At 75.1% G+C, this 19,551-nt stretch carries 17 protein-coding genes; 9 read left to right on the plus strand and 8 right to left on the minus strand.

Annotated features, from left to right (window positions below; all coding sequences use genetic code 11):
• Positions 1–91 precede the first annotated feature (91 nt).
• Positions 92–1,471 carry a GNAT family N-acetyltransferase gene (locus ACFQ8C_RS23795; RefSeq protein WP_383461011.1) on the plus strand — a complete coding sequence of 460 codons (1,380 nt, stop codon included), beginning with the start codon at positions 92–94 and terminating at the stop codon, positions 1,469–1,471.
• On the opposite strand, the gene ACFQ8C_RS23800 is transcribed toward ACFQ8C_RS23795, so the two are convergent.
• Positions 1,386–2,609, minus strand: a complete 1,224-nt coding sequence (locus ACFQ8C_RS23800) for a trans-sulfuration enzyme family protein (RefSeq protein WP_383461013.1) — start codon at positions 2,607–2,609, stop codon at positions 1,386–1,388. The two genes, ACFQ8C_RS23795 and ACFQ8C_RS23800, sit on opposite strands and share 86 nt — an antisense overlap.
• Before the next feature lie 59 nt (positions 2,610–2,668).
• Here ACFQ8C_RS23800 and ACFQ8C_RS23805 point away from each other — a divergent pair, with 59 nt between their 5' ends.
• From ACFQ8C_RS23805 to ACFQ8C_RS23815, 3 genes are all read left to right on the plus strand, one after another.
• Positions 2,669–3,166, plus strand: a complete 498-nt coding sequence (locus ACFQ8C_RS23805; RefSeq protein ID WP_383461016.1) for an Lrp/AsnC family transcriptional regulator — start codon at positions 2,669–2,671, stop codon at positions 3,164–3,166.
• 49 nt (positions 3,167–3,215) lie between these two features.
• Positions 3,216–4,916 carry a DUF885 domain-containing protein gene (locus ACFQ8C_RS23810; RefSeq protein ID WP_383461019.1) on the plus strand — a complete coding sequence of 567 codons (1,701 nt, stop codon included), beginning with the start codon at positions 3,216–3,218 and terminating at the stop codon, positions 4,914–4,916.
• A 69-nt stretch (positions 4,917–4,985) separates the two neighbouring features.
• Positions 4,986–5,432, plus strand: a complete 447-nt coding sequence (locus ACFQ8C_RS23815; RefSeq protein ID WP_383461022.1) for an Lrp/AsnC family transcriptional regulator — start codon at positions 4,986–4,988, stop codon at positions 5,430–5,432.
• A 30-nt stretch (positions 5,433–5,462) separates the two neighbouring features.
• On the opposite strand, the gene ACFQ8C_RS23820 is transcribed toward ACFQ8C_RS23815, so the two are convergent.
• The 4 genes from ACFQ8C_RS23820 to ACFQ8C_RS23835 all read right to left on the minus strand — a co-directional run bounded on the left by ACFQ8C_RS23820 (position 5,463) and on the right by ACFQ8C_RS23835 (position 11,960).
• Complete coding sequence (locus ACFQ8C_RS23820; protein ID WP_383461025.1) at positions 5,463–8,507, minus strand: AAA family ATPase; 3,045 nt, start codon at positions 8,505–8,507, stop codon at positions 5,463–5,465.
• Positions 8,504–9,676, minus strand: coding sequence for an exonuclease SbcCD subunit D (locus tag ACFQ8C_RS23825; protein WP_383461028.1), 1,173 nt, complete (start codon positions 9,674–9,676; stop codon positions 8,504–8,506). The genes ACFQ8C_RS23820 and ACFQ8C_RS23825 overlap by 4 nt, the downstream gene beginning before the upstream one ends.
• 238 nt (positions 9,677–9,914) lie before the next feature.
• Positions 9,915–10,541, minus strand: coding sequence for a YigZ family protein (locus tag ACFQ8C_RS23830; RefSeq protein WP_383461031.1), 627 nt, complete (start codon positions 10,539–10,541; stop codon positions 9,915–9,917).
• A 9-nt stretch (positions 10,542–10,550) separates the two neighbouring features.
• Entirely contained in the window at positions 10,551–11,960 is a 1,410-nt protein-coding gene (locus ACFQ8C_RS23835) for a PucR family transcriptional regulator (RefSeq protein WP_383461033.1), read from the minus strand.
• A 186-nt stretch (positions 11,961–12,146) separates the two neighbouring features.
• Here ACFQ8C_RS23835 and ACFQ8C_RS23840 point away from each other — a divergent pair, with 186 nt between their 5' ends.
• The 3 genes from ACFQ8C_RS23840 (at position 12,147) to ACFQ8C_RS23850 (ending at position 15,716) form a co-directional block, all read left to right on the plus strand.
• Positions 12,147–13,637, plus strand: coding sequence for a long-chain fatty acid--CoA ligase (locus ACFQ8C_RS23840; RefSeq protein ID WP_383461036.1), 1,491 nt, complete (start codon positions 12,147–12,149; stop codon positions 13,635–13,637).
• Positions 13,638–13,708: 71 nt separating this feature from the next.
• Entirely contained in the window at positions 13,709–15,157 is a 1,449-nt protein-coding gene (locus ACFQ8C_RS23845) for a carboxylesterase/lipase family protein (protein WP_383461057.1), read from the plus strand.
• A gap of 118 nt (positions 15,158–15,275) precedes the next feature.
• Entirely contained in the window at positions 15,276–15,716 is a 441-nt protein-coding gene (locus ACFQ8C_RS23850) for a CoA-binding protein (protein WP_383461039.1), read from the plus strand.
• A 131-nt stretch (positions 15,717–15,847) separates the two neighbouring features.
• On the opposite strand, the gene ACFQ8C_RS23855 is transcribed toward ACFQ8C_RS23850, so the two are convergent.
• Both ACFQ8C_RS23855 and ACFQ8C_RS23860 read right to left on the minus strand, forming a co-directional pair.
• Positions 15,848–16,411, minus strand: coding sequence for a YbaK/EbsC family protein (locus tag ACFQ8C_RS23855; RefSeq protein WP_383461042.1), 564 nt, complete (start codon positions 16,409–16,411; stop codon positions 15,848–15,850).
• A gap of 43 nt (positions 16,412–16,454) precedes the next feature.
• The gene (locus tag ACFQ8C_RS23860) at positions 16,455–17,027 is read right to left on the minus strand and encodes a helix-turn-helix domain-containing protein (RefSeq protein ID WP_383461044.1); all 573 of its coding nucleotides are present in this window, start codon (positions 17,025–17,027) and stop codon (positions 16,455–16,457) included.
• 120 nt (positions 17,028–17,147) lie between these two features.
• On the opposite strand from ACFQ8C_RS23860, the gene ACFQ8C_RS23865 reads away from it, so the two are divergent.
• Positions 17,148–18,011 (plus strand): EamA family transporter, encoded by an 864-nt coding sequence (locus ACFQ8C_RS23865; protein WP_383461048.1) that lies wholly within the window; start codon positions 17,148–17,150, stop codon positions 18,009–18,011.
• Between the two features lie 10 nt (positions 18,012–18,021).
• Here ACFQ8C_RS23865 and ACFQ8C_RS23870 read toward each other — a convergent pair whose 3' ends face one another.
• Positions 18,022–18,819, minus strand: a complete 798-nt coding sequence (locus ACFQ8C_RS23870) for an acyltransferase (protein ID WP_383461051.1) — start codon at positions 18,817–18,819, stop codon at positions 18,022–18,024.
• Between the two features lie 150 nt (positions 18,820–18,969).
• Between ACFQ8C_RS23870 and ACFQ8C_RS23875 the strand changes: the two genes are divergently transcribed.
• Positions 18,970–19,497: a gamma carbonic anhydrase family protein gene (locus ACFQ8C_RS23875; protein WP_383461054.1), complete on the plus strand. Its 528-nt coding sequence runs from the start codon at positions 18,970–18,972 to the stop codon at positions 19,495–19,497.
• Positions 19,498–19,551 lie beyond the last annotated feature (54 nt).

A 19,551-nucleotide genomic window follows, 5' to 3' on the forward strand; every position in this document is an offset into this window, starting at 1 on the left:
TGAATCGGTCAGAAATCCTCCAGATCGCCACTTAACCCGCCAGTCACAGAGCGTTCGTGATCACGCAACACCGCTCGGTCACAGTGAGGTCATGACCGACGTGACGTCCTCGAAGAGCACCCGCCGCCCGCACCACTGGCGCAACGACCTAATCGAACTCGCGGCCCTGTTCACCGCCGTGGTGGTGGCCGACACGATCGCCAAGACCATCGTCAAGGGGCCCGACGGCCCCTACCTCCTGGTGTTCTCGGCGATCGCGCTGGTCGCCACCGCGGGCTTCCACACCTGGTGGGCACGGAGGCACAGCCATGCCCCACCCGCCACGGCCCCGACACCCGACGGCACGCCCGAGGCCGCCGGGACCGTGCTGTGGCGGCTGAGGACCACGGTCGACGACACCCCGGGAAGCCTGGCCGCGCTGTGCACCGTGCTCGCCCGGCTCGGCGTCGACATCCTGACCCTCCAGACGCACCCGCTGACGGAGGGAACGGTCGACGAGTTCCTGCTCCGCGCCCCGGCCGGCCTCTCCGCCGCCGACCTCGTCCGCGAGACCGCGGCCGCCGGAGGGCGCGACACCTGGACCGAACGGGCCGACGCCCACGACCTCGTGGACACCCCCACCCGCCTCCTGGGCCTCGCCACCCGCACCGCGCTCGACGCCGCCGAACTCCCCCTCGCGCTGCGCCAGCTCCTCGGCCGGTGCACCCTGCACTCGATCCCGGCCGTCTCGCTGACCGGCCGGCCGACCGGCGAACAGGCCCCCGTCGAGGGCGTCCTGGAGGAGACCGTGATGAAGCTGCGCGACCCCGGCGGGGGCACGCTCCTCATCGAACGGCCCTACCTCCCCTTCACCCCCACCGAGTTCGCCCGGGCCCGCGCGCTCGTCGAACTCGACGCGCGGCTCGGCCCCCGCGTCCCCCGCAGCCAGGACGTGCTCACCCTGCCCGAGGGGAACGAGATCACCGTCCGCCGCGCCGACCAGCGCGACCTGCCCGCCGCCCGGGCCATGCACGACCGCTGCTCGGCCCGCACCCTGGGGCTGCGCTACCACGGGCCGGTCGGGGACGCGGACCGGTACCTCGACCATCTGCTGAGCCCCAGGTTCGGACGCACCCTCGCCGTGCAGACCGCCTCCGGACGGCTCGTCGCCCTCGGCCACCTGCTGTGGGACGGCGACGAGACCGAGGTGGCCCTGCTGGTCGAGGACGACTGGCAGCGGCGGGGGATCGGCTCCGAACTCCTCGGCCGCCTGGTGGCGATGGCCGAGGAGGCCGGATGCGAGAGCGTCTACGCCGTGACCCAGGCGTCCAACACGGGCATGGTCGCGGCGATGCGAGCCCTCAGCCTGCCCCTCGACTACCAGATCGAGGAGGGCACCCTGGTGATCACCGCCCGGCTGGAGCCGGCACCGCGCCGGGGTGAGCGCCCGCAGCCGCAGCCGCAGCCGCAGGCTCGGCGGAGCGAGCGCTGAGCGCCTGGGTCAGGTCGCGCCACAGGTCCTCGACGTCCTCCAGGCCCACCGACATCCGCAGCAGCCGGTCGCTGACGCCGGCGGCCCGGCGGTCGCCCTCCTGGACGATGCGGTGGCTGATGGAGGCGGGGTGCTGGATCAGGCTGTCGACGCTGCCGAGACTGACCGCCGGGGTGATGAGCCTGACCCCGGCGATCACCTCGTGCGGGTCGCCGTACACCTCGAAGGAGACCATCGCCCCGCCGATCGACGGGTAGTGGACGCGGGCGATCCGCGGGTCGGTGGCCAGGCGGCGCACCAGTTCGGCGGCGGTCGCCGAGGCGGCGCGCACCCGGACCGGGAGGGTGGAGAGCCCGCGGAGCAGCAGGTAGCCGGCGAACGGGTGGAGCACACCGCCCGTGGCGAACCGGACCCGGCGCAGCTCGCGGGCGAACTCCTCGTCGCAGGCGACGATGCCGCCCATGACGTCGCCGTGCCCGCCGAGGTACTTGGTGGCGCTGTGCAGGACGATCCGCGCGCCGAGGCCGGCCGGGCGCTGGAGGACCGGGGTGGCGAAGGTGTTGTCGACCAGGAGCGGGACCGAGCCGGCGGCGTGGGCGACGGCGCGGATGTCGACCTCGGCCAGGGTCGGGTTGGCCGGGGACTCCACCATCACGAGACCGGTGTCCGGGCGGATGGCGTCGGCGACGCCCGCCGGGTCGGTCCAGGTCACCTCGGTGCCGAGCAGCCCGGCGTCCAGGAGGTGGTCGCTGCAGCCGTAGAGCGGGCGGACCGCCACGACGTGCCGCAGGCCCTGGCTCGCGCGGGCCAGCAGGACCGCGGTCAGGGCGGCCATGCCGCTCGCGAAGGCCACGGCGGCCTCGGTGCCCTCCAGCCGGGCCAGGGCCTCCTCGAAGCGGGCCACGGTGGGGTTGTCGAGCCGGGCGTAGACGGGCGGGCCGTCGAGGCGGGCGCCGGTGGCGGCGAACTCGTCGATCCGGGCGGCCTCCGCCCTGGCGTCGTACGAGGGGTAGGTGGTGGACAGGTCGAGCGGCGGGGCGTGCAGCCCGAGCGCGGCGAGGTCTTCCCGGCCGGCGTGCACGGCTTCGGTGGCGAGCGCCTTCGGGGTGGCCGAAGGGGCGTGATCCATGGCGTCCATGGCCGCACTGTGAACGGATACCGGGAGGTAGTGGGGAACATCCGTGCTACGTTCGGCCGATGGCCGAATCTGTCGTACTGGACGCGGTCGATCTGCACATTCTCCGCCTTCTGCAGAACGACGCCCGGAGCACCTACCGCGAACTCGCCGCCGAGGTCGGCGTCGCGCCCTCCACCTGCCTGGACCGGGTGGCCCGGCTCCGCCGCACCGGTGTGATCCTCGGACACCAGCTACGTCTGGATCCGGCCAAACTCGGCCGTGGTCTGGAGGCGCTGCTGCTCGTCCAGGTCCGGCCCCACCGGCGGGAACTGATCGGTCCGTTCGTCGACCGGATCCGGGCCCTGCCCGAGTCCCGGGCGCTCTTCCATCTCACGGGCCCCGACGACTACCTCGTGCACGTGGCCGTCGCCGACCCCGCCGACCTGCAGCGACTCGTGCTCGACGAGTTCACCTCGCAGCGCGAGGTGGCCCGGGTCGAGACCCGGCTGATCTTCCAGCAGTGGGAGTGCGGCCCTCTGCTGCCGCCCGGCGCGGGACCGTCCTTGTCAGCCGTGTGAGTCCGGACGAGGGTGACGGGAGGACGGCGCAGGCATCAGGATGAGACACATGCCAGAGAGTTCCCGCAGCCATCTGCCCCGTCAGGTCGCCGACGCCTTCGTCGACGACCTCATCGCCCTCGACCCGATCACCGGCACCCACCTGGGCGTCCGTGAGAGCGCCGGCCGCCTCCCCGACTTCTCGCCCGAAGGCCAGGAGGCCGTGGCCGAGCTCGCCCGCCGGACCCTCGCCCTGCTCGACGAGGCCGAGCGGACCCCGGGCGCGGACAGCGACGCCGAGCGGCGCTGCGCCCGCCTGCTCCGGGAGCGGCTGACCGCCGAACTGGCCGTGCACGAGGCCGACGAGGCTCTGTGCGCGGTCAGCAACATGCGTTCGCCGGTGCACAGCATCCGGATCGTCTTCACCGTGATGCCCACCGAGACCGAGGACGACTGGGCGGCCGTCGCCCGGCGGCTGCGGGCCGTCCCGGCCGCGCTGGAGGGCTACCGGGCCTCGCTCGCGCTCGGCCTGGAGCGCAAGCTGTACGCCGGGCCGCGCGCCACCGCCACCTTCGTCGGCCAACTCGCCGACTGGGCGGGCGGCGACGGCGAGCCGGGCTGGTTCGAGCAGTACGCCACGACCCGCCCGGACTCCCTGCCGGCGGAGTCGAGCACCGAACTCGCCGCGGCCGCCGCGGAGGCGAGCGCCGCCCTCGCGTCGCTGCGGGACTGGATGCGCGACGTGTACGCCCCGGCCGTCGCGGACGCCCCCGACACCGTGGGCCGCGAGCGCTACCGGCGGTGGAGCCGCTACTTCAACGGCACCGACCTGGACCTCGACCAGGCGTACGCCTACGGCTGGGCCGAGTACCACCGGCTGCGCGCCGAGATGGTGACCGAGGCCGACCGGATCCTGCCCGGCTCCGACCCGTGGGCGGCCCTCGCCCACCTCGACGAGCACGGGACCCACATCGAGGGCGTGGACGAGGTCCGCGAGTGGCTCCAGCGGCTCATGGACGAGGCGATCGACGCGCTCGACGGCACCCACTTCGAACTGGCCGAGCGGGTCCGGAAGGTCGAGTCCCGCATCGCCCCGGCGGGCGGCGCCGCCGCCCCGTACTACACCGGCCCCTCCGAGGACTTCTCGCGCCCCGGCCGCACCTGGCTGCCGGTGGACGGGCAGACCCGCTTCCCGGTCTACGACCTGGTCTCGACCTGGTACCACGAGGGGGTTCCCGGACACCACCTGCAGATCGCGCAGTGGGCGCACGTCGCCGACAGCCTCTCCCGCTACCAGGCCACCATCGGCATGGTCAGCGCCAACGCCGAGGGCTGGGCGCTGTACGCCGAACGGCTGATGGACGAGCTCGGCTTCCTGCCGGACGCGGAGCGCCGGCTCGGCTACCTGGACGCCCAGATGATGCGCGCCTGCCGGGTGATCGTGGACATCGGCATGCACCTGGAGCTGGAGATCCCGGCGGACTCGCCGTTCCACCCGGGCGAGCGGTGGACCCCGGACCTGGCGCAGGAGTTCTTCCAGCGGCACAGCAGCCGGCCGCCGGCGTTCGTGGAGAGCGAGCTGACGCGCTACCTCTCGATGCCGGGCCAGGCCATCGGCTACAAGCTGGGCGAGCGGGCGTGGCTGCTCGGCCGCGAGCGGGCCCGCGAGGCGCACGGCGAGGCCTTCGACCCGAAGGCGTGGCACATGGCCGCGCTGAGCCAGGGGCCGCTGGGCCTGGACGACCTCGTGGACGAGATCTCCCGGCTCTGACCGCACCCGCCGACGCGTTCCCCGGCGGACGGCTTGATCCGCCGGGGAAACCCCTGTTGGCTCTCCTCCATGAACGAGTACACCCCGGACGCCACCGACTGGCGGATCCTCGACGCCCTCCAGGCCCAGGGCCGCGCCAGCTACGCCGATCTCGCCCGCGCCGTCTCCATGTCGCCGTCGGCGGTGACCGAGCGGGTGCGCCGCCTGGAGGACGCCGGGGTGATCACCGGGTACACCGCCGTGGTGGACCACGAGCGGCTCGGACTGCCGATCCTCGCCTTCGTGCGGCTCCGCTACCCGACCGGCAACTACAAGCCCTTCCACGACCTGGTCGCCGTCACCCCCGAGGTGCTGGAGGCGCACCACGTCACCGGCGACGACTGCTTCGTGATCAAGGTCGCCGCCCGCTCCATGCGCCACCTGGAGGAGATCTCCGGGAAGATCGGCACGCTCGGTTCGGTGACGACCAGCGTCGTCTACTCCTCGCCGCTCCCCCGCCGTTCCGTCAGCCGCTGAGCCCTCGGCCGGCGGCCTCGGCCGGGACCGTCAGCCGGCGTGCGCGTCACCGCCGGCCCGGAGGCGCACGGCAGAGCCGTGGCGCTCCTTGGTGACCTGCAGCTGGGCGGGGATCCGGCGGCGCAGGTCGGCCACGTGGCTGACGATGCCCACGCTCCGGTCCCGTTCGCGCAGCGAGTCCAGGACGTCGAGGACCTCGTCGAGGGTCTGGTCGTCGAGGCTGCCGAAGCCCTCGTCGATGAAGAGGGTGTCGAGGCGGACGCCGCCGGCCTCGTCGGTCACGACGTCGGCGAGGCCGAGCGCGAGGGCGAGCGAGGCGAAGAAGGTCTCGCCGCCCGAGAGGGTGGCGGTGTCGCGCTCGTTGCCGGTCCAGGCGTCGACGACGTGCAGTCCGAGGCCGCTGCGGCGGGCGCCCGCCCGCGCGTCGGAGTGGACGAGGGTGTAGCGGCCGGAGGACATCCGCTGGAGGCGGGCGGAGGCCGCCGCGGCGACCTGTTCGAGCCGGGCGGCGAGGACGTACGACTCCAGGCGCATCCGGCGCTCGTTCTCGGCGGAGGTGCCGGCGGTGAGGCCGGCGAGCCGCGCCACCCGGTCGTGTTCGGTACGCAGCGGACCGAGGCGCCGGACCTCGGCCTCGGCCTGACGGGCGAGCGCGGCGAGTCCGGTGACGCGCTCGCGGGCGGCGGCGAGCCCGGCGCCGGCGGCCCGCAGGGCACGCTCCGCGGCCGTGTGGAGGGCCTCGGCGCCGGCCGGGTCGACGGGCGGCAGGGCCGCGGCCTCCGCGACACCGGGTTCGGCGAGCCGGTCGGCGACGGTGGCGGCCTCGGCCTGCCAGACGTCGAGCCGGTGCTGGCGGGCGCGGCGGCCGTGCTCGTCGAGGAGGGCACCGGCGGCCTCGGCGGGGGTGGCGAACCCGGCCCGGTAGGCCGCGTCGGCGAGGTGGGCGTCCGCCTTCTTGAGGCGGTCGGCGGCGAGCTCCTCGGCGCGTACGGATCCGGCTGCGTCGACCAGGAGGGCGATGCGGCGCTCCAGGACCCCGGCGTGTTCGGCCACGGTGGCGAACGCCCCGCGGCCCCGCGCCAGCTCCTCGGCGAGCGCGGCCCGCTGCCGTTCGAGGCCTTCGCGCTGGGAGGTGCGGGCGGCGACGCGCCGCTCCGCGTCCCGCTGGGCGGCGGCCCGCTCCTCGTGTTCGCGCTCGGCCCGGGCGAGCGCCTCGCGCGCCGCGTGGGTGCGGGCGGCGAGGGCGTGCGCCTCCGCGTGACGATCGGTCAGTTCCGCTGCCTCGTCGGCCAGTTCGCTGACGGTGGGCTGACCGTCCGACGGCCCGGACGTGCCCAGGGACCGTACCTCCTCGCGCGCGGCGGCGAGGGCCTCGCGGGTGCCGGCGAGCTCGCGTTCGGCGGCGCGGCCGGTCTCGTCGGCCGCCGTGTAGCGGGCGTACGCGGCCTCCTCGGCGGCCCGGTCGACGTGATCGGCCGTGGTGGCCGTCGGGGCGGGATGGGTGGTGGAGCCGCACACCTGGCAGGGGTCGCCGTCGGCGAGGGTGGCGGCGAGTTCGGCGGCGATGCCGCGCAGCCGCCGGGACTTGAGGTCGAGCCAGGTCTCGTGGGCGGCGTTGCGGTGCTCGCGGGCGGTCGCGTACCGCTCCTCGACCCGTGCCAGGTCGTGGGCGAGGGTGTCGCGGCGGCGGGCGGCGGCGAGCCGGAGGCGGAGGGGTTCGAGCCGGCCGGCGAGCTGTTCGGCGCGGGCGGCGGCCTCCTGCGCGGCGTCGATGTGGTGCTGGAGGGCGGCGCGCCGGGGTTCCCAGTCGGCGAGCCAGCCGGCGGCTTCCTGGAGGGCGTCCTCGTCGGCGTGGGCCTCACGGTCGAGGAGGGCGCGTTCCGCGGCGAGCTCGGCGGCGCGGCTCTCGGCCCGGCGGGCGGCGGCGAGCCCGCCGAGCTCCTCGCGGAGCCGGTTCTCCAGGGTGGAGAGCCGCTCGGCCGGGGCGTCGGCGAGGTCGCGGGGCAGCTCGGCGCGGGCCGCGCCACGGGCGGCGAGCGCCCCGGCGTGTTCGCGTTCGGCCTCGTGGCGCAGGGCCAGCGCGGGGGCGACCCGGTCGGCCTTGAGCGCGAGATCGAGGGCCTGCCGGTCGCGGTCCCGCTCCGGGACCCGGGCGGTGAGCGCCTCCCGGCGGCGCACCGCCTCGGCGTGGCGGGCCTGCCGGGCCGCGAGGTCCCGGGCGTGCGCGGCGGCGGCCCGGGCGAGGCCTTCGGCCTGTTCGGCGGCGGCGAGGCGCACGCCGGCGATGTCGGCGCCCTCGCGGGCCTCGGTACGGGCGACGGCGCCCCAGCCGAGGACGGCGTCGGCGAGGCCGGGTTCGCCGGGCTTGCCGTCGACGGGGGTGCTCGCGGCGGGGAGTCCGCCGGCGGCCTGTGCCATGCGGTGCGCGAGGGCGAGGAGCCGGGTGTCGCCCTCCTCGACGCGGTGGGCGGCGGCGCGGCGGAGTTCGGCGAGGCGTTCCTCGACGGCGGCGAAGCGCCGGGTGTCGAAGAGGCGGCCGAGCAGTCGGCCCCGGGCCTCGGCGTCGGCGCGCAGGAAGCGGGCGAAGTCGCCCTGCGGCAGCAGCACGACCTGGCAGAACTGGTCCCGGCTCATGCCCAGGAGCTGGGTGATCTCCTCGCCGATCTCCTGGTGGGATTTGCTGAGTCCGGCCCACGCGCGCGTGGCGGGGTCGTACTCGCGCAGGGTGCTCTGCGCCTTCTCGGTGGTGAAGCCTCCGCCGCGCTTCTTGGGACGCGGCTGGGCGGGACTGCGCCTGATCTCCAGGCGCCGGCCGCCGACGGTGAGGTCGAGCAGCACCTCGGTGAGCGTGCCGGCAGGCGCGTGGTCGCTGCGGAGGGCGGTTCCGGAGGCCTGGCGGGCGCCGGGCACGCTGCCGTACAGGGCGAAGCAGACGGCGTCGAGGACGGAGGTCTTGCCCGCGCCGGTGGGTCCGTGGAGGAGGAAGAGTCCGGCGGCGGACAGGGTGTCGAAGTCGACGGTCTGGGTGGTCCCGAAGGGACCGAAGGCGGTGATCTCCAGCCGGTGCAGCCTCATCGGTCCGCCTCCCGCTCGGTGGTGGCGGCCTCGACGCGGACGTCGTCGAAGGCGCCGTACAGCACGGTCCGTTCCGCCGCGTCGAGTCCGCCGGCCCGGACGTGGCTCACGAAGTCCTCCGCGATCTGCCGGTCGCTGCGGCCGCGGAGCCGCTGGGCGTAGGAGGCGAGGGAGTCGGTGTCGGCGCGTTCGGGCTCGAAGACGAGGTTGAGGGTGTGCGGGAAGCGTTCGGTGAGCCGGGCCATCGGGTCCTGGGGCCGTACGGCGTCGGTGAGGGTGGCCTCGATCCAGGAGTCCCGGTGCCGCTCGTGCGCGGGGTCGGCGAGCAGGTCGTCGAGCCGGCCCCGGAGGCGGGCGAGGGGGCGGGGCACCGGGCAGTCGACGCGCTCGGCGGCGGCGACCTCGCCGTCGGCGCCGAGGTCGATCAGCCACATGGTCTTGCGGTGGTCGGCCTCGGAGAAGGAGTAGGCGAGCGGCGAACCCGAGTACCGGACGCGCCCGGTCAGCGCCTGGGAGCCGTGGAGGTGGCCGAGGGCCACGTAGTCGACGCCGTCGAAGACGGCGGTGGGGACGGCCGCGACGCCGCCGACGGTGATGTCGCGCTCGCTGTCGCTGGGCGCGCCGCCCGCGACGAAGGCGTGTGCGAGGACGACGGAACGGGTGCCCGCGGGCCGTGCCGCGAGGTCGGCGCGGACCAGGTCCATGGCGGCGGCGAGCACCGCCTCGTGCCCGGACCGCGCCACGCCGAGCCGCTCCCGCACGAGCGCGGGCTCCAGGTACGGCAGTCCGTAGAGGGCGACCTCGCCGTGGGCGTCGGCGAGCACGACGGGGGTGCCGATGCCGTCCGGGTCGGTACGCAGGTGGATGCCGGCCCGGCCGAGGAGTCCGGCGCCGACGCCGAGGCGGCGGGCGGAGTCGTGGTTGCCGGAGATCATGACGGTCTCCACGCCGGCCTCGGCGAGGCGGTGCAGCGCGCGGTCGAAGAGCTCGACGGCGGGCAGCGGCGGCACGGCCCGGTCGTACACGTCGCCGGCGACGAGGACGGCGTCCACCTCGCGGTCGCGGACGGTGGCGACCAGGTGGTCGAGGAACGCGGCCTGGGCTTCGAACAGCCCGACGCGGTGGAAGGACCGGCCGAGATGCCAGTCCGAGGTGTGCAGGAACCTCACGTCGTCGTCCCACCCCGCATGCGCGTACCGCTCCTCGCCCCTGGTCCCGGATCCCGTATTCCTGGTCCTGGATCCCTAATCCCTAATCCCGGATCTCGGATCCTGGATCCTGGATCCCTAGTCCTGGATCTCGGATCCTGGATCCCTGGTCCTGGATCACTGATCCCGTGTGTCCGCCCACCACGCTAACCCGGCGGGGGTGGCGGCCGGGGCCACACCGGCGAGTCGCCGGTGGACGTCAGACGTCGCCGTACGCCTCGCCGCCGAGTTCCACGTCGGCGGTACCGGCCGTCACGTCGGCGAGCCAGGCCCGGAAGGCGGGCACGTCGGCGTCCGGGAGGCCGATCTCGATGGTGACGGCCTCGGCGTACCGCACCTCGCGCACGGCGCGGCCGGTGGAGCGCAGGTCGTTCTCCAGCTTGCCCGCGCGCTGGTGGTCCACGGTGACGGTGGCGAGCCGGTAGCGCTGCCGGGTGAGGGTGCCGAGCGCGTCGAGCGCCTCGCCGACGACGCCGCCGTAGGCCCGGATGAGACCGCCCGCGCCGAGCTTCACGCCGCCGTAGTAGCGGGTGACGACGGCGACGACGTACCGCATCTCGCGGCGCAGCAGCATCTGGAGCATGGGGACGCCGGCCGTCCCGCCCGGCTCGCCGTCGTCGCTCGCCTTCTGGACGGAGGCGTCGGCGCCGATCACGTAGGCGAAGCAGTTGTGGGTGGCCGTCGGGTGCTCCCGGCGGATCCGGGCCACGAACTCCTGCGCCTCCCGCTCGTCGGCTACCGGTGCGAGCGCGCAGAGGAAGCGCGAACGGTTGATCTCGGTCTCGTGGACGCCCTCGCGGGCCGGCGTGCGGTACTGCTCCTGCATTCCGCCAGCCTACGTGCCGTACGGGTCCCGGTCCGCGCCGCCCTGACCGGCCGGATCCGCCACCGGCGGGGTGGGGCCCGGGGCGTCCGGGAGGCCGGCGAAGGGGAGGGCGCGCAGGGCGAGCGCCCAGCCGAGGCGGGCCTCGCCGGATTCGCTGGAGCGGCCGGTGAGCTCGGCGACGCGGCCGATGCGGTTCAGCACGGTGTTGCGGTGGCAGTAGAGGAGGTCGGCCGCGCGGGAGGCGGAACAGCCGTGGTCGAGCCAGACGCGGAGCGTGCTGAGGAGCGCGGTGCGCTCGCCGCCGGTGCCGAGGACGGGCCCCAGGTGGACGGTGACGATCCGCTCGGCGATGTCCGGGCGGCCGCTGAGCAGGACCTCGGGGAGGCGGGCGTCGAAGACGGCGGCCTCGCCGCTGCCGGCGGGGAGGGTGCGGAGGGTCTGCTCGGCGAGCCGGAGGGCGCGGCCCGCCTGGGAGAGGCGTTCGAACTCGGGCGAGACGCCGGCGGTGGCGCCGGTGCGTTCGCGCAGCGCGTCGAGGAGCCGGACCAGCGCCGGGTCGGGCCCGGCACCGGGCGGGGACGGGGTCCGGCCGGCGGGCGCGTCGCGGCGCGGGAGGCGGACGACGCCGGCGTACCGCCCGGAGCGCGGGCGCCAGAAGGACCACAGCCCCTGGGCCTCCAGGACGGGCGCGGGCCGCGGCGGCGCGGCCGGGTCCTGGGTGGCGACCACGACGACGTACCGGTCCTGGGCGGGCACCCCCAGGGCGGCGGCCGCGGCGGCCGCGACCGCGGGGTCCTCGGCCCGGCCGTCGAGGAGGGCCTCGAAGAGCGCGGTCCTGCGGGTGTCCTGCTGGTTCTGGAGCTCCAGCTGGGCGAGCCGGTAGGCGTCGGCCATCGCGACCGAGTAGCGGTCGATGGTCTCCCAGACGGCGCCGGCGACGTCGAGCTCCAGGTCGCGGCTGTCCGCCTCGCGGCCGGTCCTGGTGCGCAGGTGCTCGGCCATGACCTGCCACAGGATGCGCCCGCCGCGCCGGTACGCCTGGAGGACGATGTCCAGCGGGACGCCCTGCTCGGCGCGGCGGCGGCCGGTCTCGCGGGCGGCGCCCTCGAAGTCGCCGCCGGTCGGGGCGAGCCCGCCGAAGTCCTCCAGGGCCCGCAGCATGTTGTCGCGGCAGATCCCCCACAGGTCCTCGCGGGTGACGGGGTCGCCCGCGGCGTAGGTGCCGGAGTGGGCGCGGATGTCCTCCACGGCCCGGTCGGTGAGGCGGTCGACGTCGGTGAGCAGCGCGGCGGCGAGCGAGCGGCGGAACGCTCCGGAGCCGCCGGCCGATCCGAGCCGGGTGTGGGCGCCGGGTGCGGCGTGCGGATCGGACGGACGGCCGGGCGTCGGTCCGGGGGCGCCGGGCGGGCTGGTCGTCATGGCTCGCACCGTAACGCCGCGCTTTGGCGATTGCCACGTTCCGGTGGCGGCCGGGGGGCCGATGCCCAGCTCGGCTCCGCGCATGATGGGCGTCTGCACATGGTGTCGGGGTGGTCCCGCGAACGATTCTGGGCCGTGCCACGGAGTGTCGACACCGCCGTCGCCTCCACGTCTTGGGAGCGTGTCATGTCACTGAGCGTCGCCGGCGTGCTGGGCGAGTCCGCCCGCCACTTCCCCGACCGGATCGCCGTCGTCGAGGGCGCGAGCCGGTTCACCTACCGCGAGCTGTGGGACGCGGCGCGGCGCTGCGCCGCCGGGCTGCGCGAGGCGGGGGTGAAGCCGGGCGACCGGGTGGCGGTGCTGCTGCCGAACACCACCGAGTTCCTGCGCGTCTACTACGGCGCGCTCGCCGCCGGCGCCACCGTCGTGCCGGTGCACGCGCTGCTCGTCGCCGACGAGGTGCGCTTCGTCCTCGAACACAGCGGGGCGGTCGCGATCGTGAGCGGCGGACCGCTGTGGGCGGTCGCCGACGAGGCGGCCCGGGCGGCCGGGGTGCGGGCCTTCCAGGGCGCGCCGTCGGCGCCGGAGCCGCTGGCCGCCGCGGAGCCGGCCGAGCCGTCCGACACGGCGGTGGTCCTCTACACGAGCGGTACCACGGGACGCCCCAAGGGCGCCCGCCTGACGCATCTCAACATCGTCATGAACGCGGCCGTCACCTCGCAGGACCTGCTCGGTCTCGGCACGGACGACGTCGTCCTCGGCTGTCTGCCGCTCTTCCACAGCTACGGGCAGACGTGCGCGATGAACGGCACCCTGCGGCAGGGCGCCACGCTGGTGCTGATGCCCAGGTTCAGCGGTCCGGCGGCGCTCGACGTGCTCGCCGACGAGGGCGTGACGGTGTTCATGGGCGTGCCGACGATGTACCACGCGCTGGTGGAGGCGGCGACGGCCTCGGACCGGCGTCCGGAGGCGCTGCGGGCGGCGGTCTCCGGCGGTGCGGCGCTGCCGGTCGCCGTGCTGGAGCGCTTCGAGGAGGTCTTCCGGACGCCGGTCCTGGAGGGGTACGGCCTGACGGAAACCTCGCCGGTGGCGACGTTCAACCAGCCGCACCTGGGGCGCCGGCCCGGCACGGTGGGACATCCGGTGTGGGGCGTCGAGGTCGGGGTGGCCGACGCGGCGGTCGAGGGCGAGATCCGGCTGTTGCCGGACGGCGAGGTCGGCGAGGTGGTCGTGCGGGGGCACAACGTCTTCGCCGGCTACCTCGACGATCCCGAGGCGACGGCGGCGGCGGTCGTGGACGGCTGGTTCCGCACCGGTGACCTGGGCGCCCGGGACGAGGACGGCTTCCTGCGGATCGTGGACCGGAAGAAGGACCTGGTGATCCGGGGCGGCTTCAACATCTACCCGCGCGAGGTCGAGGAGGTCCTGGTCCGTCACCCCTCGGTGTCCGAGGTCGCCGTGATCGGAGTGCCCGACGAGGCGAAGGGCGAGGAGGTGTGCGCGGTGGTGGTCCTCCGCGAGGGCACGGCCCCCGTCACGGAGGAGGAGCTCGTCGACTGGGCGCGGGAGCGGCTGGGCCGCCACAAGTACCCGCGCCTCGTCCGCTTCGTCGACGCGCTGCCCCTCGGTCCGACCGGCAAGGTCCTCAAGCGCGCGCTCGTGGGGATCCGGGCGTGACGGCGACGGACCGGGCGCGGGACGCCGGGCGCGGGGCGGGGGCGCCCGAGGCGGTCCTCGCCGCCGGGAGGGTGCGGGGCGCCCTCGTGGCCGACGGGGTGGCCGGGTTCTTCGGGGTGCCGTACGCGCGGGCGCCGTTCGGGGCGTTCCGGTTCCGGGCGCCGGAGCCGGTGGAGCCGTGGGAGGGGGTGCGGAAGGCGACGGAGTTCGGGCCGACCGCTCCGAAGCGGCCCTACGCCCCGCCGCTGGACGCGCTGCTGCCGGACCCCGTGGTCGAGGGCGACGAGTGCCTCAACGTCAACGTCTGGGCGCCCTGGGGGGCGCAGGCCGGGCCGGCCGGCCGGGCGGTGATGGTGTGGATCCACGGCGGTTCGCTGATCCACGGCTCCAACGCCGTGCCCGTCTACGACGGCACCGCGTTCGCGCGCGACGGCGTGGTCCTCGTCTCCGTCAACTACCGGCTCGGCGTGGAGGGGTTCGGGGTCTTCCCCGACGCCCCGGCCAACCTCGGGCTGCGCGACCAGATCGCCGCGCTCACCTGGGTGCGGGAGAACATCGCGGCCTTCGGGGGCGATCCGGAGCGCGTGACCGTCTTCGGGGAGTCGGCGGGCGCGATCTCGATCGCGGCGCTGCTCGCCTCGCCGCTCGCGCGCGGACTGTTCCGGCGGGCGGTCGTGCAGAGCGGGGCGCCGATGGCGCTCCCCCGGGAGCGGGCGCGCCGGACCACGGCGGCGGTGGCGAAGCGGCTGGGGATCCCGGCGACGGCGGAGGCCTTCGCCGCGGTGGACCGGGAGCGGCTGCTCACGGCGCAGACGGAGGTGACGGCGAAGGGTTCGCCGCTGACCGGCTCCGGGCACGCGTTCCAGATCGTGGTGGACGGCGAGGTGCTGCCGCGCGATCCGGCGGAGGCGCTGACGGCCGGCCGGGCGGAGGGGCCCGGCGTGGCCTCCGGCGAGGTGGACCTGCTGCTGGGGACGACGTCGGAGGAGTACCGGCTCTGGTTCGTGCCGAGCGGGCTGGTGGAGCGGCTGTCGTCGCCGGCGCTGCGGCTCGCGCTGTGGAAGACGCGGGTGCCGTCCCGTACCGCGCGGGTCTACCGGGCGAACCGGCCGCTGGCGCGGCCCGGCGAGATCCTGGGCGCGCTCGCCACCGACAAGCTGCTCCGGGTGCCGTTGAACGGGATCGCCGACGCGCGGCTGGGGTCGGGGGCGGCCGGCCGCACCTTCCTGTACGAGTTCGGCTGGCCGTCGCCGGTCCTCGGGCTCGGCGCCTGCCACGCGCTCGAACTCGGCTTCGTCTTCGACACCCTGGACATCCCGGAGACGCGGGCGATGACCGGCCCGGACGCGCCCCGGGAGCTGGCGGCCGCGATGCACGCGGCCTGGGTGGCGTTCGCGACGGAGGGCGACCCCGGGTGGCGGGCGTGGGACGCGGAGCGGCCGGTGATGGCCTTCGGCCCGGGGCGTCCGGCCCTGGTCATGGCGCCCCGGGAGGACGAGCGGCGCGCCTGGGACGGCTGACGCCGCCGCCGCGCCTGCGGATCCCTCCCGTCTCCCGGCCCGGTGCGGGAAGGATCCGGGGGCGCGGCGGGTTCGTACCGGGGGAAAGCCCCGTACGGAACGAAGGAAGGCATCAGGGATGAGCGTCGACACCACGATCACCGAGGCTGCGGAGCGCTCCGAGGAGGAGACCGTGCGCCGGATCCTGACGGGCACGGGCGACACCTGGGCGATCGTGGGCCTCTCCGCCAACCGGGAGCGGGCCGCGTACGGGGTGGCGGCCGTGCTCCAGCGCTTCGGCAAGCGGATCGTCCCGGTCCACCCGAAGGCGGAGACGGTCCACGGCGAGCCGGGCTACGCCTCGCTCGCCGACGTCCCCTTCCCGGTCGACGTCGTGGACGTCTTCGTCAACAGCGCCCTGGCCGGCGCGGTCGCCGACGAGGCGCGGGAGATCGGCGCGAAGGCGGTCTGGTTCCAGCTCGGCGTCGTCGACGAGGGGGCGTACGCCCGCACGACGGAGGCGGGCCTGGAGATGGTGATGGACCGCTGCCCCGCGATCGAGATCCCCCGCCTGGGCTGACGCCGGAAGGCGGGACACCCGGAGACGGGGACACCCGAAGGCGGGACACCCGGAGACGGGCACACCCGGAGGCGAGGGCGCCCTGAGGTGGGGGCGCCCGGACGCCGACACGCCGTCACTCCGACACGCCGTCACTCCGCGGGCAGGCCGAGGCCTTCCAGGACGACGGCGTTCGGCAGCTGGGCGAAGGCCTTGCCGGGCAGGATGATCTTGCCTCGGCGACGGCCGCTGCCGACCAGCACCCACGGGGTGTCGACGACGGCGGCGTCCACGAGGAGGGCCCACTCGGCGGGGAGGCCGACGGGGGTGATGCCGCCGTACTCCATGCCGCTGTCGCCGGTGGCGGTCTCCATCGCCGCGAAGCGCACCTTGCGCGAGCCGAGGTGCTTGCGGACGACGCCGTTGACGTCGACGCGGCTCGCGGACTTCACCACGCACGCCGCCAGGGTCGTCGTCTCGCCGCGCTTGCCGGCCACGACGACGCAGTTGGCGGACTCGTCGAGGAGGGCGCGGCCGTGGTGCTCGACGAAGACGGCGGTGTCGGCGATGGCCGGGTCGGTGTCGACGTAGAGGATCCGGTCGGCCGGCACCGGTCCGGTCCAGGCGCGGACCGCCGCGGCGACGGGCGGCGTGAGGAGGTCCAGGCAGTCGGGGGCGGGCAGGGCGTCGTCGAAGTCTCCGATGGGTGCGCGCATGCGCGCCACGCTAACGGCTGCGTCGCGGCTCCGGTCGTCCGTCTCAGCGTACGGGCGGGACCGAGACGGCCATGGTCAGCTCGACCGTCTCCTCGCCGTCGTTGCGGTACGTGTGCGGGGCCGCGGCCTCGAAGACGGCGGAGGTGCCGGCGGGGACGGTGTGCTCGACGCCGTCGACGACGAGGGTGAGCACGCCGGCGACGACGTGGAGCAGCTCGGTGGTGCCGCGCGGGTGCGGGTCGGAGGAGCTGCCCTCTCCGGGCACGAGGGACCAGGACCAGAGTTCGAGGGGGCCGCGGGCCTCGGTGCCGACGAGCAGGGTGGTGTGGCTGCCGGCCGGGGTGGACCACATGCGGACGGCCTGCTCCGGCGGGACGAGCCGGACGTGGGGACCCTGCTCGTAGTCGAGGAGGGTGGTGAGGGAGACGCCGAGGGCGTCGGCCAGCTTCACGGTGGTGCCGACGCTCGGGTTGGTCCGTGCCTGCTCGATCTGGATGATCATGCCGCGGCTGACGCCGGCGCGTGCGGCGAGCGCGTCCAGGGTGAAGCCCCGTTCGTTGCGCCAGCGCTTGAGGTTGCGGGCGAGCGACTGGGTCAGCTGGTCGAGGTCCGACACATTCCGTCCAATATTCTGGATGACAGAGTTCAACGTACTGCACTACGGTGAGGTGCACCCGATCGTGCACTGCACTGTACTGCCCCGGCCCCGCCCGTACCTGCCCGCGAGGACCCCTTCATGACCGCCGCGTTCGCCCTGGCCACCGCCCTCCTGTGGGGCTTCGCCGACTTCGGGGGCGGACTGCTCACCCGACGCGTCCCGGCCCTCACCGTCGTCGTGGTCTCGCAGAGCCTGGCCGTCCTCGTCCTCGGCGCGGTCGTCGTCGCGACGGGCGCGTGGACCGAGGCCGGCCCCGACCTCTGGTACGCGGTCGCCGCCGGCGTCGTCGGCCCGGCCGCGATGCTCGCCTTCTACAAGGCCCTCGCGCTCGGCCCGATGGGCGTCGTCTCGCCGCTCGGCTCGCTCGGCGTGGTCGTCCCCGTCACCGTCGGCCTGGTCCTCGGCGACCGGCCCGGCCTGTTCCAGGTCGGCGGCATCCTCGCGGCGGTCGCCGGCATCGTCCTCGCCGGCGGCCCCGAGCTGCGCGGCGCCCCGGTCCAGCGGCAGGCCGTCGTCCTCACGCTCTTCGCCGCCTTCGGGTTCGGCGCGGTCATGGCCCTCATCGCCGAGGCCTCGACCACGCTCACCGGCCTCTTCCTCGCCCTCTTCGTGCAGCGCGTCACGAACGTGGCGGTCGGCGGCGGCGCCCTGTACCTCTCCGTACGGCGCGGCGGACGGGCGCTGCCCGAGGAGGGCTTCCGGGTGATCCGCGGCGCACTGCCGGCGCTCGCCTTCGTGGGCCTCGCCGACGTCGCCGCCAACGGCACCTACGCGCTGGCCGCGCAGCGCGGCCCGGTCCTGGTGGCCGCCGTGCTCGCCAGCCTCTACCCGGTGGTGACCGCGCTCGCCGCCTTCGGCGTGCTCCGCGAGCGGCTGCGCGCGATCCAGGCGGCGGGGGCGGGGCTCGCGCTCGTCGGCACGATCCTCATCGCGGGCGGCTGACGGACGGGCCTCAGGAAGCCGGCGCCTCGGCCTGCCGCCCCGCCCTCGCCTGCTCCTGCACCTGCTCCTGCTGCTCGATCTCCCAGGCCGCCAGCGCCGCCAGCTGCTCGGACGTGACGTCCTCCGGGATCGGCTTCGGGGCCGGCGTGCGCAGGGGCGGCTGCCAGCCCCGCTCCGGATCCCAGCGGCGTACGACCCTGGCCGGGGCTCCCGCCACCACCGAATGGTCCGGCACCTCCCCGCGCACCACCGCGCCGGCCGCGACCACGACGTTCCGGCCGATCCGCGCGCCCGGCAGGATCACCGCCCCGGTGCCCAGCCAGCAGCCGGGGCCGATCGAGACCGGCTCGGAGCGGGGCCACTGGCGGCCGATGGGCTCGTGCGGATCGTCGTAACTGTGGTTGGTCGAGGTGATGTAGACGTACGGACCGCAGTAGGTGTCCGAGCCGATGGTGATCGTCGTGTCGGCGATGACGTGGCTGCCACGCCCCAGCACGACCCCGTCGCCGAGGGTCAGCACCGTCTCCGCGCCGAGGTCGAGCCCCGGCAGCATCCCGGCGGTCAGGGTGACCTGTTCGGCGATGATGCAGCACTCGCCGATCTCGATCCACCGCTCGCCGAAGACCGTGCCCTGCGGGAAGGCCAGCCGGGTGCCCGCGCCCAGCCTCCGGAACCGCAGCCTCCCGGGGTGCTCCGCCGTCACCGCGCCCGCCTGCTGCGCCCAGCGCAGGCCGCCCTGGAGGGCGTGGGCGACGACCCGGCGCCGCCAGGCGGTCAGGGATGAGAACGTGTTTCCGTTTCTGGGCACCCCGACACCGTAGTCGGCGGCGTCGGGGCCGATCAGAGCGGTCCCCTGTGATGTCCGTCATGGCCCCGGCATAAGGTGCGGGCAGAACACCGGAAGGCGCGACACCACCACGGCCGCACGGGCCGTACGGACCCTCAGGAGTGAGACCCCATGGCAGAGGCGTTGATCAAGGCCGTCGGAGGCAAGCAGCCGGACGTCGACCCGACCGCCTTCACGGCCCCGACCTCGGTGGTGCTCGGCGAGGTGACGCTCGGAGCGCGCGCCGGCGTCTGGTACCACGCGGTGCTGCGTGCCGACTGCGGTCCCATCACCGTCGGCGAGGACTCCAACATCCAGGACAACTGCACCGTCCACGTCGACCCCGGCTACCCCGTCTCGATCGGCGACCGCGTGACGATCGGGCACAACGCGACCGTCCACGGCTGCGTCATCGAGGACGACGTCCTCGTCGGCATGGGCGCGACGGTGCTCAACGGCGCCCGGATCGGCGCGGGCTCGCTCGTCGCGGCGCAGGCGCTGGTGCCGCAGGGCATGGAGGTGCCGCCCGGCTCGCTCGTCGCCGGCGTCCCCGCGAAGGTGCGCCGCCCGCTGACCGAGGAGGAGGTGGCGGGCATCCGGCTGAACGCCGAGATGTACATCCACCTGGCCAAGGCCCACGCCGAGGCGTACGAGGACTGACCGCCGCGATCCCCCCGTACGCGACGGAGGGCGGCACCCGGGAGATCTCCCGGG

The sequence above is a fragment of the Streptomyces sp. NPDC056503 genome, assembly GCF_042794995.1.
Lineage (GTDB): Bacteria > Actinomycetota > Actinomycetes > Streptomycetales > Streptomycetaceae > Streptomyces.

Coding starts and splice junctions, on each gene's coding strand:
- ACFQ8C_RS23795 (WP_383461011.1), top strand. CDS start 92: ATGACCGACGTGACGTCCTCGAAGAGCACCCGCCGCCCGCACCACTGG.
- ACFQ8C_RS23800 (WP_383461013.1), bottom strand. CDS start 2,609: ATGGACGCCATGGATCACGCCCCTTCGGCCACCCCGAAGGCGCTCGCC.
- ACFQ8C_RS23805 (WP_383461016.1), top strand. CDS start 2,669: ATGGCCGAATCTGTCGTACTGGACGCGGTCGATCTGCACATTCTCCGC.
- ACFQ8C_RS23810 (WP_383461019.1), top strand. CDS start 3,216: ATGCCAGAGAGTTCCCGCAGCCATCTGCCCCGTCAGGTCGCCGACGCC.
- ACFQ8C_RS23815 (WP_383461022.1), top strand. CDS start 4,986: ATGAACGAGTACACCCCGGACGCCACCGACTGGCGGATCCTCGACGCC.
- ACFQ8C_RS23820 (WP_383461025.1), bottom strand. CDS start 8,507: ATGAGGCTGCACCGGCTGGAGATCACCGCCTTCGGTCCCTTCGGGACC.
- ACFQ8C_RS23830 (WP_383461031.1), bottom strand. CDS start 10,541: ATGCAGGAGCAGTACCGCACGCCGGCCCGCGAGGGCGTCCACGAGACC.
- ACFQ8C_RS23835 (WP_383461033.1), bottom strand. CDS start 11,960: ATGACGACCAGCCCGCCCGGCGCCCCCGGACCGACGCCCGGCCGTCCG.
- ACFQ8C_RS23840 (WP_383461036.1), top strand. CDS start 12,147: ATGTCACTGAGCGTCGCCGGCGTGCTGGGCGAGTCCGCCCGCCACTTC.
- ACFQ8C_RS23850 (WP_383461039.1), top strand. CDS start 15,276: ATGAGCGTCGACACCACGATCACCGAGGCTGCGGAGCGCTCCGAGGAG.
- ACFQ8C_RS23855 (WP_383461042.1), bottom strand. CDS start 16,411: ATGCGCGCACCCATCGGAGACTTCGACGACGCCCTGCCCGCCCCCGAC.
- ACFQ8C_RS23865 (WP_383461048.1), top strand. CDS start 17,148: ATGACCGCCGCGTTCGCCCTGGCCACCGCCCTCCTGTGGGGCTTCGCC.
- ACFQ8C_RS23875 (WP_383461054.1), top strand. CDS start 18,970: ATGGCAGAGGCGTTGATCAAGGCCGTCGGAGGCAAGCAGCCGGACGTC.